At 68.9% G+C, this 13698-nt stretch carries 13 protein-coding genes; 8 read left to right on the top strand and 5 right to left on the bottom strand.

What is annotated here, in order from left to right; genetic code table 11:
* Nucleotides 1–236: 236 nt before the first annotated feature.
* Complete coding sequence (locus VK923_15675) at nucleotides 237–1106, top strand: methyltransferase (protein ID HSJ46113.1); 870 nt, start codon at nucleotides 237–239, stop codon at nucleotides 1104–1106.
* Between the two features lie 248 nt (nucleotides 1107–1354).
* Entirely contained in the window at nucleotides 1355–1666 is a 312-nt protein-coding gene (locus VK923_15670) for a hypothetical protein (protein HSJ46112.1), read from the top strand.
* Between the two features lie 123 nt (nucleotides 1667–1789).
* Here the strand turns inward: VK923_15670 and VK923_15665 are convergent, their stop codons facing one another.
* Nucleotides 1790–3211 carry a glycine--tRNA ligase gene (locus VK923_15665; GenBank protein HSJ46111.1) on the bottom strand — a complete coding sequence of 474 codons (1422 nt, stop codon included), beginning with the start codon at nucleotides 3209–3211 and terminating at the stop codon, nucleotides 1790–1792.
* A gap of 95 nt (nucleotides 3212–3306) precedes the next feature.
* Here VK923_15665 and VK923_15660 point away from each other — a divergent pair, with 95 nt between their 5' ends.
* From VK923_15660 to VK923_15640, 5 genes are all read left to right on the top strand, one after another.
* Nucleotides 3307–4449, top strand: a complete 1143-nt coding sequence (locus tag VK923_15660) for a phosphatase domain-containing protein (protein ID HSJ46110.1) — start codon at nucleotides 3307–3309, stop codon at nucleotides 4447–4449.
* Nucleotides 4450–4581: 132 nt separating this feature from the next.
* A complete protein-coding gene (locus VK923_15655; protein HSJ46109.1) occupies nucleotides 4582–5310 on the top strand; it encodes an amino acid ABC transporter ATP-binding protein in 729 nt (242 codons plus the stop codon).
* Nucleotides 5311–5326: 16 nt separating this feature from the next.
* The gene (locus VK923_15650) at nucleotides 5327–6385 is read left to right on the top strand and encodes a glutamate ABC transporter substrate-binding protein (GenBank protein ID HSJ46108.1); all 1059 of its coding nucleotides are present in this window, start codon (nucleotides 5327–5329) and stop codon (nucleotides 6383–6385) included.
* Between the two features lie 69 nt (nucleotides 6386–6454).
* Entirely contained in the window at nucleotides 6455–7108 is a 654-nt protein-coding gene (locus VK923_15645; GenBank protein HSJ46107.1) for an amino acid ABC transporter permease, read from the top strand.
* Between the two features lie 9 nt (nucleotides 7109–7117).
* Nucleotides 7118–8032 carry an amino acid ABC transporter permease gene (locus VK923_15640; protein ID HSJ46106.1) on the top strand — a complete coding sequence of 305 codons (915 nt, stop codon included), beginning with the start codon at nucleotides 7118–7120 and terminating at the stop codon, nucleotides 8030–8032.
* A gap of 87 nt (nucleotides 8033–8119) precedes the next feature.
* On the opposite strand, the gene VK923_15635 is transcribed toward VK923_15640, so the two are convergent.
* Together VK923_15635 and VK923_15630 are read right to left on the bottom strand one after the other, a co-directional pair.
* Nucleotides 8120–8986, bottom strand: a complete 867-nt coding sequence (locus tag VK923_15635) for an aldehyde dehydrogenase family protein (GenBank protein ID HSJ46105.1) — start codon at nucleotides 8984–8986, stop codon at nucleotides 8120–8122.
* On the bottom strand, nucleotides 8983–9216 hold the full coding sequence (locus VK923_15630; GenBank protein HSJ46104.1) for a hypothetical protein: 234 nt from the start codon (nucleotides 9214–9216) through the stop codon (nucleotides 8983–8985). The genes VK923_15635 and VK923_15630 overlap by 4 nt, the downstream gene beginning before the upstream one ends.
* A gap of 84 nt (nucleotides 9217–9300) precedes the next feature.
* Here VK923_15630 and VK923_15625 point away from each other — a divergent pair, with 84 nt between their 5' ends.
* Nucleotides 9301–9525 carry a hypothetical protein gene (locus tag VK923_15625; GenBank protein HSJ46103.1) on the top strand — a complete coding sequence of 75 codons (225 nt, stop codon included), beginning with the start codon at nucleotides 9301–9303 and terminating at the stop codon, nucleotides 9523–9525.
* Nucleotides 9526–9543: 18 nt separating this feature from the next.
* Here the strand turns inward: VK923_15625 and VK923_15620 are convergent, their stop codons facing one another.
* Nucleotides 9544–10980 (bottom strand): aldehyde dehydrogenase family protein, encoded by a 1437-nt coding sequence (locus tag VK923_15620; protein HSJ46102.1) that lies wholly within the window; start codon nucleotides 10978–10980, stop codon nucleotides 9544–9546.
* Nucleotides 10981–13173: 2193 nt separating this feature from the next.
* Nucleotides 13174–13356: a hypothetical protein gene (locus VK923_15615; protein HSJ46101.1), complete on the bottom strand. Its 183-nt coding sequence runs from the start codon at nucleotides 13354–13356 to the stop codon at nucleotides 13174–13176.
* Nucleotides 13357–13698 lie beyond the last annotated feature (342 nt).

The following is a 13698-nucleotide window of genomic DNA, read 5'->3' as shown; positions in this document are numbered from 1 at the left end:
GGATGACTTGCACGACGACCTCCTCAGCGTGAGCGGCGGGCAGGACGCCGCCCACGAAGCCCGCTGGGGTCAAAGAGTCTGATCCTCGTGCTCGTAGCAACAATCCCAGGTGCCCGTGCGGACTTCACGATCAGGCTGATATTCGGGCTCTCCGGCACCACATGAAACCGACGTCGCCGGGCGGCACCTCATTCTCACCCATCCCAGGCCGCGGCGCGCCGCGGTGGGAGGCTGATATGTGCCGGGCCCTGCGCGCGACGGGCCTGCTCGAGTGGGCCGATCAGGGCTGGCTACTCAGCCCCGCGGGCGCTCGGCTGGCCAGCGACCGAGCCGCCGCCCTCGAGCTCGACGCGATGGCCGAGGACTACCGGCGGTGGGGTGAGCTGGACCGGCACGCGCGGTCGCTGTGGCGCGATGGCCGGATCGAGCCAGAGACCCACGGTGACGCCGACGTCGATCACGGCGAGCTGGCCGCACGCCGCTACGCACGGCGCATGAGCAACCGCCGGCGTCTGCAGGCCAGGCGTCTGATCGGGCACATCGAGCCGACGCGACCCGTCACGGTGCTCGACGCCTGGGGCGGCGACGGCTACATGGCGCGCGAGGTCTCTGCGATGTGGCCCCAGGCGACCTGCACCGTGCTCGAGATCCCCACCGTCGCACGCACGGCCCGGGAGGCCTGTGCCGGGCACCCGCGCATCGCGGTCGTGGCGGGCGATCTGTTGCGCGGCGATCCAGCGGCGGCGCTGGGCGGTGCGACCGTCGACGTCATCCTGTCGCACGTGCTGCAGAGCCTGACGGATCCGCGACGCCGAGAGCTGTCGACCCAGGTCGCCAGGGTGCTGGCGCCAGGCGGCTGCCTGCTGTCCAACGAGTACGTGCTGCGTTGGGACGACCGCGACTCGCTGGACGTGCTGCTGTGGTGCGTCGCGCGGACGTCGGCGAACTGGCAGGGGGACGCGCTGCGGGCCAGCCAGCAGGATCTGCTCCTGCGCAGCAACGGGCTGGCGGCCGTGGCGTCGTGGTGGGTGAACCAGTCGACCCGCGCGGTGCTCGGGGTCAAGCCCGGCGCCGGCATCGAACCCGCCCTGCGCGTCCGCACCTGACCGACGCCACAGCGCCACGCTCTCCGGGGAGTCAAGCGACCACACCGGTCTCCAGGCTTCCCAGACGGCCACGCCGCACTCCGGGGAGCCAACCGACCACACCGCTCTCCAGGCTCCCCAGACCGCCCACACCCCGCGTCCGGGGAGCCAACCCACCACACGAGTCTCCAGACCCCCCAGGGAGTCGGGTTGCGCCGCCGGTGCGCACCGACCACTGTGGGTGCCGTCGGTCGACTGAGGAGCACACCGTGGAACGCGTCAGTCTGCGCGAGCTGGCGGTCGCAACGCGGACCGCCGACGCGCTGGTCTACACGGTGGGCATCGCCGGCGTCGTCGCCGGCGGCCTGCTGCTGCGTTCCGGCTCCACTGGGTTCGCGCTGGTCGCGTGGGTCCTGACGTTCGTCGCGGGCGCGACGCTGCGCCTGCTGTCGGCCATCACGCGAGGCATTGCCGACATCAAGCGCGAGCTGGACCGCCCAGGCGATCCGCAACCCCCACTGCCACCGCAGGCCCCTGATGCTCCACCGGACCCCTACCGCCGCTGGGGCGGCTGGCACTGACCACGAGCTTGGGGACGCGCCCCAACGCCGGACCGACGCCGCGTCCCCACAACCACCGCCCACCACCGCTGTGGGGACGCGCCCCAACGCCGGGTCGACGCCACGTCCCCACAACGGTGCCGATCAGCAGCGCGGAAGGCGCTTCTCCAGATAGCTGACCAGCTGACCGATCGCCACGCGGTCCTGACCCATCGAGTCCCTGTCGCGCACGGTGACCTTGCGATCCTCCTCGACGGTCTCGAAGTCGATTGTCACGCAGTATGGCGTGCCGATCTCGTCCTGGCGGCGGTAGCGCCGCCCGATCGCGCCGGCGTCGTCGTACTGCGTGATGAACGTCGGCTTGAGCATGTCGTTGACCTCGTGGGCGGTCGGCACGAGCTTGTCGTTGCGCGACAAGGGCAGTACGGCGATCTTGACCGGCGCCAACGACGGATGCAGCTTCAGCAGCGTGCGACGCTCCACCTTCCCGCTGGCGGTCGGCGCCCGGTCCTCACTGTACGCGTCGACCAGGAACGCCAGCGCGCTGCGGTCGACACCGGCGGCGGGCTCGATGACGTACGGCACGTAGCGCTCATCGGTGGCCTGGTCGAAGTACGACAGGTCACGGCCGGAGAACTCCGAGTGGCGCCGCAGGTCGAAGTCGGTGCGGTTGGCGATGCCCTCCAACTCGCTCCACGCGAACGGGAAACGGTACTCGACATCGACGGTGGCCTTGGCGTAGTGGCTGAGCTCGTCGGCCGTGTGCGGGCGGATGCGCAGGTTCTCGGGGCGCATGCCGAGGTCGACGTACCAGTCCCAGCGCTGTTTGATCCAGTAGTCGTGCCACTGCTCGTCGGTGCCCGGGCGGACGAAGTACTCCATCTCCATCTGCTCGAACTCACGCACGCGGAAGATGAAGTTGCGCGGTGTGATCTCGTTGCGGAAGCTCTTGCCGACCTGGGCGATGCCGAACGGGATCTTCTGCCTGCTGGTCAGCTGCACGTGGGCGAAGTCGACGAACATCGCCTGGGCGGTCTCGGGCCGCATCCACACCTGCGCGCTCGTGTCCTCCGTCGGACCGACGAAGGTCTTGAACATCAGGTTGAACGCCTTTGGATCGGTGAACTCCCTGTTGCCGCAGTTCGGGCAGAAGATCTCCCCTGCCTTGTTGGGCTCGAGGTGGTCCGCCCGCCAGCGCTGGTTGCAGTTGGTGCACTCGACCAACGGATCGGTGAAGCCTTCGACGTGCCCCGACGCCTCCCACACCCGCGGGTGCATCAGGATCGCGGCGTCGAGCTGCATGACATCGTCGCGCAGCTGCAGCATCGACCGCTTCCACGCGGCCTTGACGTTGTCCTTGAGCGCCGCGCCCAGTGGGCCGAAGTCCCACGCCCCCCGCAGCCCTCCGTAGATCTCCGAGGACGGGAAGATGATCCCTCGCCGCTTGCACAGCTCGACGATGGTCTCCATCGTCACGTCGTGCGGTCCGGCGGTCGTGTCGGCGTCGGCGGCGACGACCGTGTACGTCCGGTCTGACTCGGGGGGTAGGTCTGTCGGGGTGGCCACGTGGTCCTCCAATAGCGAATCGGCCCCCGGGGTGGCTCCGCGGGGACCGCGACGTGGGCCATCATACGGCCACAGCGAACGAGAGGTCCCATCTGATGCACTCTGGTCCGTCCCTGAGGTCGAGCCTGCTCCGGCTGGTCGGCGCGGCCGAGAACGTCGTGACCGTTGCGCGTGTCCGGCGTAAGATCGCGCGCGGCACGTTGGAGCCCGTCGAGCTGGTGGCCCACCGCGGCTACGGCACCGGCGAGGTGCTGCGGGGCCAGGTGCGCGTGCTCGAGGCGCGTGGCGTGACACCCGGCGCCGTGGACGACGCGTGGTGGCGCAACATCGGCGCCGCGTACCGTCGGTTCCTCTCGTCGGAGGTCCCCGGTGCCGTCGTCCGGGCGCGCGTCGATGACACGTCGCTCGAGGTGGCGGCGGACGTCGGGGGCTATGTCCGGTTCGAGCTCCCCAACACCAGGCCCGACGCCCGCGGCTGGCGTGACGTCGACCTCGAGCTCGTCGGCCCGCTCGGCGCGGGCCAGCAGGAGCTCCGCGGGACCGCCCAGGTGCTGGTGCCGGACCTGCGCGCCGGTGTCGGGATCATCAGTGACATCGACGACACGATCCTGCGCACCGGGCTCACCGAGCGCGCGGGGATGCTGCGCACGACCCTGCTGCACAACGCCGCGACCCGCCTGCCCTATCCCGGGGTCGCCGCGTTCTACCGGGCGCTGCAGGCGGGCGACGGCACGGCCACCCAACCGATCTTCTACGTGTCGGGCAGTCCCTGGAACCTGTACGACATGATAGTCCGCTTCATGGAGCTGCAGGGCATCCCGGCCGGCCCGCTGTTCCTGAAGGACTGGGGCATCGACGCGCACAAGTTCATCAGGGAGGACACCCACGCCTACAAGCTGGCGCGGATCACCATGCTGCTCGAGCTGTACCCGGAGCTCGACTACGTACTGATCGGCGACAGCGGCCAGCAGGACCCGGAGATCTACGCCGATGTGATCACCCGCTGGCGCGATCGGGTCAGGGTGGTCTACATCCGCGACGTGACGAACCACGGGACCCGCGACGACGCCGTCCGCCGCCTGCTCGGCACGCTCGACGAGTACGAGGTGCCGTCGGTGTTCGGTGCGTCGACGTTGAGCGCGGCGACCGACGCCGCCGAGCGCGGACTGATCGCGGCCGACCGCTTCGACGAGATCCGCAGGGACAGTGAGGAGGATCGGGTGAGGAGGATCGGGTGAGGAGGGTCGGGTGAGGAGGATCGGGTGACATGATGACCATTGGACCCTGCACGCAGCTTGGCTTCGAGGTGAATTCTGGTAGCGTCCAACGAGGTCGGTCGTAGTGGAGGGCGCGGGATGTCGGAGCAACCGCTGATCGCGATACGCGGCGTCAACAAGTGGTTCGGCGACCTCCACGTGCTGCGCGACATCAACCTCGAGATCGGCCACCGCGAGGTCGTCGTCGTGATCGGGCCTTCGGGCTCGGGCAAGTCGACCCTGTGCCGGGCGATCAACCGGCTTGAGCCCATCCAGGAGGGCGAGATCACGATCGACGGCGTCACCCTGCCCGAGGAGGGCAAGGAGCTCGCCCGCCTGCGGGCCGACGTCGGCATGGTCTTCCAGCAGTTCAACCTGTTCGCGCACAAGACCATCCGCGAGAACGTGACGCTGGGACCGATCAAGGTGCGCAAGCAGAGCAAGAAGGACGCCGACGCGCTCGCGCAGGAGCTCCTCGAGCGCGTCGGCGTCGCCAACCAGGCCGACAAGTACCCGGCCGAGCTGTCCGGTGGACAACAGCAACGCGTCGCGATCGCACGGGCGCTCGCGATGAGGCCGAAGGCCATGCTGTTCGACGAGCCGACATCGGCCCTCGACCCCGAGATGATCTCCGAGGTCCTCGACGTGATGCTTGAGTTGGCGGAGGAGGGTACTACGATGGTCGTAGTCAGCCATGAGATGGGGTTCGCTCGCTCGGCCGCCCGCCGTGTGGCGTTCATGGACGAAGGGCAGATCGTAGAGATCGCGCCACCGGACAAGTTCTTCGACAACCCGGAGACGGACCGTGCGCAGGACTTCCTCTCAAAGATCCTGGCACACTAGCTGGAAGGAACCAGCAATGCGAACACGACGACTGCGGGTCCTCGGACTCGTCATGATCCTCATGCTGCTGCTGGCAGCCTGCGGTGGCGGCGGTGAGGAGGCCGAGGAGGGCGGTGCCACCAGCGAGCCGGCTGGGGCCGCGAGCGAGGCCGACGGCGCCGAGACCACGGTCGGCGCCGACGCTGAAGGCGTCCAGGCGCTCCGTGATGCCGGCACCGTGCGGATCGGCGTCAAGTACGACCAGCCGTTGTTCGGCGTCAACACGCCGAGCGGCGTCGAGGGCTTCGACGCCGAGATCGCCAAGCTGATGGTCGAGGGCATCTTCCGGGACGGCGATCCCGAGAGCCACATCGAGTTCACCGAGGCCGTGTCGGCCAACCGCGAGCCGTTCCTGCAGAACGACGAGGTCGACATGGTGATCGCGACCTACACCATGAACGAGGAGCGCGACCAGGTCGTCGATTTCGCGGGCCCCTACTACGAGACCGGTCAGCAGCTGATGGTGCCCGAGGGCAACCCGGAGGGAATCCAGGCGCCGGAGGACCTGAACACCTCGGACCTTCGCTCCTGCTCCGTCGAGGGGTCGACGTCGTTGCAGAACTTCCAGGAGCTCGCACCCGACGCCGACATCATCACGTTCGACACCTATACCAAGTGCGCCGAGGCCATGAACGACGGGCGTGTCGACGCCACGACGACCGACGGCGCGATCCTGTTCGGCCTGGTCGACGAGTTCGGCGGATTCGAGGTCGTCGGTGAGGAGTTCAGCGACGAGCCGTACGGCATCGGCATCCCGGACGGCGCGACGGACCTGCGCCTCTACCTCAACGAGCGGATCTGCCAGATCCAGGAGAACGGTGAGTGGGACCAGGCCTACGAGAACACCGTCGGTGTGGTCGCCGAGACGCCAGCGCCACCACCGATCGATCCCGCATTCGGCGACCCGGTGTTCCCCGAGGGCAGTGAGTGCCCGCAGGCCAGCGGGGCCGGTGCGACGTCATCGGAGGCCGGCAGCGAGGCGACCAGCGAGATGACCAGTGAGCCGGCGGCAGGCGCGTCGGAGGCAGCCAGCTAGGCAACCCTCAACAACGCTGTGGGTCGGCGTCCTCAACGCCGACCCACAGCGTGAAGCGGAGGGAGGCGGATGAACCCGATCACCTTCCTGATCGACAACTGGGACCTGTACATCGACGGGTTCATCCGCCTGTTCCAGGCCGCCAACCTCGCGTTCGTGTTCGCCATGGTCGTCGGTGTGGTAATCGCATCGTTCCGCGTGAGCCCGATCCGACCGCTCCAGCGCTTCGCGGCGTTCTACGTGACGGTGTTCCGCAACACACCGTTGCTGATCATCTTCTTCCTCTTCTTCTTCGGGCTCCCGAAGCTCGGCTTCACATTCACGCCGTTCGTGTCAACCGTGATCGTGATGTCGCTGTACACCGGCGCCTACCTCGGCGAGACGGTGCGCTCGGGCATCAACTCGGTGGACACCGGGCAGGCGGAGGCGGCGCGCGCCATCGGGCTGAACTTCCGTGAGGTCCTGGGCACGGTCGTGATCCCTCAGGCCCTGCGGACGGTGGTCGGACCGATCGGCAACCTGTACATCGCCAACGCGAAGAACACGGTCATCGGAACCACGATCGGGCTGTTCGTCGAGACGACGGCCGCGCAGCGCCTCGCGAACAGCACCGGGCAGCCGATCGCGGCGTTCGCGGCGGCGGCCATCTTCTTCGTGGTCTGGCTGCTGATCGCGGCACAGGTCTTCACGTCCATCGAGCAGCGCGTCGCGTTCAAGCGATAGGGGATTCGCATGAGCTCGGTTCTCACAGAGGATCTCGGGCCTCGCGGACGCCACCGCGTGCAGATCGCCAACTGGATCTCCCTCCTGGCCGTCCTGGCCATCGTGGCGTTCGTGATCTACCGGATCGCCGTGACCGGCAACTTCGCGCCCGAGCTGTACGAGCAGTTCGTCAACCTCGACGAGGGGTGGCTGGAGTTCGTCATCGCCGGGCTCGGCAACACGATCAAGGCCGCGTTGATCGCGATGGTCTTCGCGACGGCGATCGGGTTCTTCTTCGCGCTCGCGCGGATCGCGAGGAATCCCATTTCGCGGGCGCTCGCGCGGGTCTACATCGACGTGTTTCGCAGCATCCCGTTGCTCCTCCTCATCCTCTTCGGCTTCTTCGGCATCCAGCAGTTCTTCGACATCTCGCAGCTCATTGGCCTCATCATCGGCCTGACGCTGTACAACAGCGCCGTCCTCGCCGAGATCTTCCGAGCCGGCATCCTGTCGCTGAGCAAGGGACAGTCCGAGGCCGCCTCCTCCCTCGGCATGACCTACTGGCAGTCGATGCAGCTGGTGATCCTGCCGCAGGCCGTGCGACGGATGACCCCGGCGATCGTCGCCCAGCTCGCGACGCTGACGAAGGACACGTCGCTCGGCTTCGTGATCGGCTACGAGGAGGCACTGCGGCGCGCGGGCGCGCTGGCCCAGGCGCCGCCGAGCAACCAGCTCCAGGCGTTCGTGTTCGCCGGAATCCTCTACTTCATCGTGATCTTCGCGCTCGCGCGATTCGCGCGGCGCCTCGAGGTGCAGCAGCGCCGCAAGTACGGCGCGGGGAAGATGGAGGCCGGTGCCGGGCTCGAGGACATCGAGGCGCTCGGCGAGGAAGCCGACGAGGACGAGATGGCAGCGCGCGAGCCGGAACCGGCCGTCAGCGGCTGACCTCGATGGCGCGGCGCCGGCGATGCGGCGCGCCCGGTGTGGGGGTTCCACACGCGCTCCAAGATGAGATCGTCCCCACCGGTCGGATCAGATGCCGACCGGATGCCAGACCGTCTTGATCTCCAGCGCGGCCAGCAGCCGTCCGGTGCCGGGGTCGCCGGTCCAGTCGGGCTCCTCCGCGGGTGCCGGAAGGACCCGTTTGACGTTCTCGGCCGCGGCGCGCTCGAGCTCACCGCGCTGGTCGGAGGCCACGCCCGTCAGGTCGATCGCGTTGACATCCATGTGCGAGGCGAGCACGGGTGCGAGCTCGTCGGTGTGCCCGGTCAACAGGTTCACGACACCGCCCGGGAGGTCGGACGTCGCGAGCACCTCGGCGAGGCTGATCGCCGGCAGCGGGCGATCATGGCTGGCCACCACCACGACCGTGTTGCCCGTGACGATCACCGGCGCGACGACGCTGACCAGGCCGAGCAGGCTCGACGCCTGGGGCGCGATGATGGCGACCACACCGGTGGGCTCGGGCACGCTGAAGTTGAAGTACGGGCCTGCCACCGGGTTCGCAGCGCCCGCGACCTGGCTGACCTTGTCTGCCCAGCCGGCGTACCACACCCACCGGTCGACGGCAGCGGCGACGGCGGCCGCCGCGTCGTCGCGGGTCCCGCCCTCGGAGCGCGCGACCTCGTCGGCGAACTGGTCTGCGCGTCCCTCGAGCATCTCGGCCACCCGGTACAGAATCTGGGCGCGGTTGTAGGCGGACCTAGTCGACCATCCACCGAACGCCGTGCGCGCGGCTACCACGGCGTCGCGCACGTCCTTGCGCGATGCGCGCGAGGCGTTCGCGAGGAACTCCCGCGCCGCCGACCGCACCTCGTAGCTCCGGCCCGACTCCGAGCGGGGGAACGCCCCGCCGACGAAGAGCTTGTAGGTCTTGCGTACGGCGAGCCGGTCGTTCAAGGCCGCGGTGCCGTGGTGTCGGCACCGAGGTCGCCGGGGGTGATCGGCACGCCGTCGAGGGTGAGCTGGCGGACCGCCAGGTGGCCGATCTCAAGGTCGGCGATGCTGACCCGCCGCATGGCGGTCTGACCGACCGCCAGCCTGCCGATCGCGAGTGCGCCGACCGCGCCGGCGCCGAACGCCACCGCTCCCGTCGCCAATGCCCCCAGTGCCTTTCGTGCCACTGCCATGCGAAGCCCAATCCGTGTCGCGTACCGGAGATGCTAACCCGGCGGGCGTCCACATACGCGGCGTTGGCCATCGACAGACGGTCTGTGCGCCCCGTACCACCAGCTGTCCGACCGGAGCTGGGGTCGCCATGGACGCCGATCGCGCGCAGAACTCCCGCGATCCCACGAGATCTTCACAACACGCCGGAGGGCCAGTACGGCCCGTGGGGCTACGGCGAGATCAACTTCGCGCAGTGGTTGGACGGCAAGGTCGCCGCGCTGTTCCGTCGCCTCCGCCGTCGCTCCTCGGCCGACCGGGATCACAGCTGACGCCGACCCGCTGCGAGATCAGGTGGCCAGGTAGGGCGCGAGGCCGTGGCGACCGCCCTCGCGGCCGAAGCCGGACTCCTTGTAGCCACCGAACGGGCTGGTGGGGTCGAACCGGTTGAAGGTGTTCGCCCACACCACGCCGGCCTGCAGGCGTTCTGCCATCCACAAGATGCGGCTGCCCTTCTCGGTCCACACCCCCGCCGACAGCCCGTAGGGGGAGTTGTTGGCCTTGGTGATCGCCTCGGCGGGCGTGCGGAAGGTCAGCACGGACAGGACCGGGCCGAAGATCTCCTCACGGGCGATGCGGTGCGACTGGCTGACGCCTGTGAAGACGGTTGGCGCGAACCAGTAGCCGCGGTCGGGCAGGTCGCATGCGGGCTGCCACCGCTCGGCCCCCTGCGCGACGCCGCTGTCGGTCAGCTCCGTGATCCGCGCGAGCTGCTCCGCGGAGTTGATCGCGCCGAGGTCGGTGTTCTTGTCCAGTGGATCGCCGACGCGCAGCGTGCCGAGCCGCCGCTTGAGGCGGTCCAGCACCGGTTCGAGCACCGACTCCTGCACGAGTAGGCGCGACCCGGCGCAACAGACGTGGCCCTGGTTGAAGAAGATGCCATTGACGATGCCCTCGACCGCCTGGTCCAGCGGCGCATCGTCGAGGATGATGTTCGCCGCCTTGCCGCCGAGCTCGAGCGTCAGGCGCGTGGGACGCCCGGCGAGCGCGCGCTGGATCTGCTTGCCGACGCTCGTTGAACCGGTAAACGCGATCTTGTCGACACCGGCGTGCTCGACGAGCACCTGCCCGGTCGCACCGTCACCCGTCAGGATGTTGACCACACCCGGCGGCAGGTCGATCTGCTGCATGATCTCGGCGAGCAGCAGCGCGCTGAGTGGCGTGGTCTCTGCGGGCTTGAGCACGCAGGTGTTGCCGGTCGCAAGCGCCGGCGCCAACTTCCACGCCGCCATCAGCAACGGGAAGTTCCACGGGATGATCTGGCCGGCGACGCCGACCGGCTTCGGGTCCGGCCCGAACCCGGCGTACGCGAGCTTGTCGGCCCATCCGGCGTACGAGAAGAAGTGTGCGGCCGCCATTGGCACGTCGACGTCGCGGGACTCCTTGATCGGCTTGCCGTTGTCGAGCGTCTCGAGCACCGCGAGCTCGCGCGCCCGCTCCTGGATGACACGCGCGAGGCGGTACAGGTACTTGGCACGCTCGGCGCCGGACATTGGCCCCCAGACCTCGGTCTGGGCACGCCGCGCCGCCGCCACGGCGCGGTCGACGTCGTCCGCGCCAGCCACGGTGACGGCCGCGAGGACCTCCTCCGTCGCGGGGTTGACCGTCTTGAACGTCCCGCCGTCCTGCGGCTCGACGAACGCCCCGCCGATGAACAGCCCGTACTCGCTGCGCAGGTTGACGATGTCGCGGGACTCGGGTGCGGGCGCGTACTCCCAGCTCGGCATGGCGGAAACCTCAGTCTATGAATAGTGCCGCGGGGGCTGCTGACCAGCGTAGACGCTCATCGCGCTCCCCCGGCAGGCACATCGAGGGCACTCGGCTCCGACATTTCGCCCTTGGACGAACGCGTCCATCGCCCTGCGCGCCCGATCCGCTGCGACGGCATCACGTACGCATATGTCGACAGCCTCGTCGATGCGTTGGCGTGCCCATGCACTCCGCCACGGTGCGCTACGTCGACGCCCTGCGCGAGCCACGCCGAACGCGGTGTATGGCGCAGGACTGCATCCCGTTGTCGCGGGTGTCGGCGGGGCCCCGCAGCGCGACGCGCCGCTCGCCACCGGCGATTGAACGTGTTCCGGTCGAGCGCGCCGCCCGCCCCGTTCGTGCACAGCAGCTCAGCGGCCATCGCCTACCCGTCGGTGTCGTCCACGCCAACGTGACACGCTGGTGCCATACGCGGCGACGTGCGCGGACCGTCGCATGGCCACCGATTCGAGCTGCGGCACAGACCGCTCCTTGCGGCCGTTCGGCAAGCTGTGCACGAGGGTGCCGTCGATGATCCGGACCCGCCGGCGGACGTGCACCATGCGTCCGAGGACGTCGATGTCGTTCACGGCGACCGCGAACAGTCGCCCTGACGGTGTGCACAACCCGCGCCCAGACACGCCATCGCGGCGTACCGGTCGCCGAGTTCGGCGGCACCTCACGGTCGACGTCCACAACCGCGACTGTGCCAGCACTCGCGGGAACGATCACCGACAGGCGCGACAGGCTGCGGACAAGCTCGCGGAACGCATCCGACTGCAAGCCGGGGACTGACTGCCGCGACTCGCTGTGGTCGAGCGTGAGCCGCTCGTGGCCGGCCAGCTCGGCCGCGTGCTCGTCCACAGCAGGATCCGCGTCGGCCCGGGTTTGTCGAATCGCCACACCGCTCGGACGGTGGCCGACGAATCCGCGAACTGCAGGTCGCGAACCAGATGCTCAAGGCCGACGGGCGACGGTTGACGGGGGCGACGACCACCCGTAGCCGCAGGACGGGGGTAGGTCAGTCCTCGACCGTGGCGTCGTAGAACTTGACGGCCCGCTCAACCGCTCATGGCCGGCGAGCTCGGCCGCGTGCTCGGCACACAGGATCCGGCGCGGACCGGGCTTGGCGAACCGCCACACGCCGCGGACGGTCGGCGGCCGGGAGCACGGCGGTCCCCCATTGGCCGCCTGGTGCGCGAAGGATCGCCGCGCAGCCGTCGCGGCAGGACTGTAGTGGGATACTCATCGCTGGCAGGACGCCACCCAACACCAAATGCATGTTCGACCAGCCGAGCTGTCGCGGGCCGGCTCCATTGCCCAGCGACGTCGACACATCGGTTCCGCACATGAGTGAGGCCGCCGACCCGGGCGGGATTGGGGTCCAGGTCGACGGCCTCTGTGCGGGGGAGGACCATACCGCCGGTTGGCACTGGCGTGCGCCCGGCCGGTTGGCCGATGCGCCTCCTGTAATGCGTCGGCGCTCGGCCGGTGGCGACACGTTCGTCGATTTCTGGTCTGCAGCTTGCTGCACGCCGGTGAGTGATACCTACGATGCCCGGCATGAATCGGCCACCGATCAGCCGCGACGACAGAGCGGACAGACCCCCGCGATGGCGACGCCGCCGGGCTCCCAAGGATCAGCTATGGCGCTGCGGTCGCGCTCGTCATCGCGGCGTTCATGGTTGGCGGGGTTCACGGTCTCCATGGCGGGCGAGGCCCAACTGGGCGGCATCCGCAATGCGGGCGTCATCGCCGGTCTGATCCTGGGTGTCGCACTCCTCGTGCAGCGCCTCGCGATCGGTCTAGGGCCAGCGACGACGACGAGAGCCTGTAGACCCAGACCGTCACGCCGAGAGTCGGGGTATCGCAGGCCGGCGCCCGGATGGGGTCACTCCCTGGCCACCGGCCTGCGCCCGCCCCCCAACGGCGAGAAGTGTCCCCGGCCACCTCTACAGCCCAACGCGCTGTCGACGTACGATTCACCGGTCCGGGGTGTCCACCGGTACGGGAGAGATTGGGGGCCACCGGGTTCCGCTGGCTGGGGGTTACATCACCGGTCACCAGTCGGCGGCACCCCGGATGAACGGCGTGGCGCTGTCGTACCTGAGGCGAGGCCCCCCGCCCACACGGGCGAGGGCCTCCAGGTCGGTCAACCGCCGACCGTTTGGTCAGGTGAAGCCGTGTTCGGCGTGGTCGCGCAACACGTGCACGTTCCACACCCGGTCATCGTGGTCCACGACCGCGATCGAGTACCGGTCTTTGTAGATCGTGGCGACACGGCGGACCCGGTTGACCTCCGCTTCGACCGTTGGATTCCGCACGATCAGTTCGACGAGCCGTTCCGCGTTCATCCGCCGCCGCCGCCGCACACGATCGCGCGGCTGACGGTCAGCTGGTCCTCGGGGCGACTGAGTTGTTCGCGTAGGCCGCGGTTCTCGCTGTCAGCTCGTCGACGAGCTGGTCGTGCTGTTCAATGCTCATTGTCAGCACCTCCAGTGTGATGGCCAGACGGGGTGCTACACGAAGAACCGCAGGTCGGGGGACCGCCCGGCTCAGTCGATCGTGAAGTAGTCGGGCCCCGCGTACGCGCCGGTCCGCTGCTTGACCCGTTGCATGAGCAGGTCGTTGAGCAGGCTCGACGCGCCGATCCTGAACAGCTCCGGCGTCAGCCACTCCGGCCCGGCGATCTCGTT

Source organism: Euzebyales bacterium, assembly GCA_035461305.1.
GTDB lineage: Bacteria > Actinomycetota > Nitriliruptoria > Euzebyales > JAHELV01 > JAHELV01.
Note: the sequence above shows the minus strand (reverse complement) of the source record. Positions and strands in the feature narration are given on the sequence as shown.

What these genes read in the sequence shown, in the direction of transcription:
- VK923_15620 (HSJ46102.1), bottom strand. Translation starts at nt 10,980, where the DNA reads ATGCCGAGCTGGGAGTACGCGCCCGCACCCGAGTCCCGCGACATCGTC.
- VK923_15660 (HSJ46110.1), top strand. Translation starts at nt 3,307, where the DNA reads ATGCACTCTGGTCCGTCCCTGAGGTCGAGCCTGCTCCGGCTGGTCGGC.
- VK923_15650 (HSJ46108.1), top strand. Translation starts at nt 5,327, where the DNA reads ATGCGAACACGACGACTGCGGGTCCTCGGACTCGTCATGATCCTCATG.
- VK923_15645 (HSJ46107.1), top strand. Translation starts at nt 6,455, where the DNA reads ATGAACCCGATCACCTTCCTGATCGACAACTGGGACCTGTACATCGAC.
- VK923_15630 (HSJ46104.1), bottom strand. Translation starts at nt 9,216, where the DNA reads ATGGCAGTGGCACGAAAGGCACTGGGGGCATTGGCGACGGGAGCGGTG.
- VK923_15675 (HSJ46113.1), top strand. Translation starts at nt 237, where the DNA reads ATGTGCCGGGCCCTGCGCGCGACGGGCCTGCTCGAGTGGGCCGATCAG.
- VK923_15640 (HSJ46106.1), top strand. Translation starts at nt 7,118, where the DNA reads ATGAGCTCGGTTCTCACAGAGGATCTCGGGCCTCGCGGACGCCACCGC.
- VK923_15615 (HSJ46101.1), bottom strand. Translation starts at nt 13,356, where the DNA reads ATGAACGCGGAACGGCTCGTCGAACTGATCGTGCGGAATCCAACGGTC.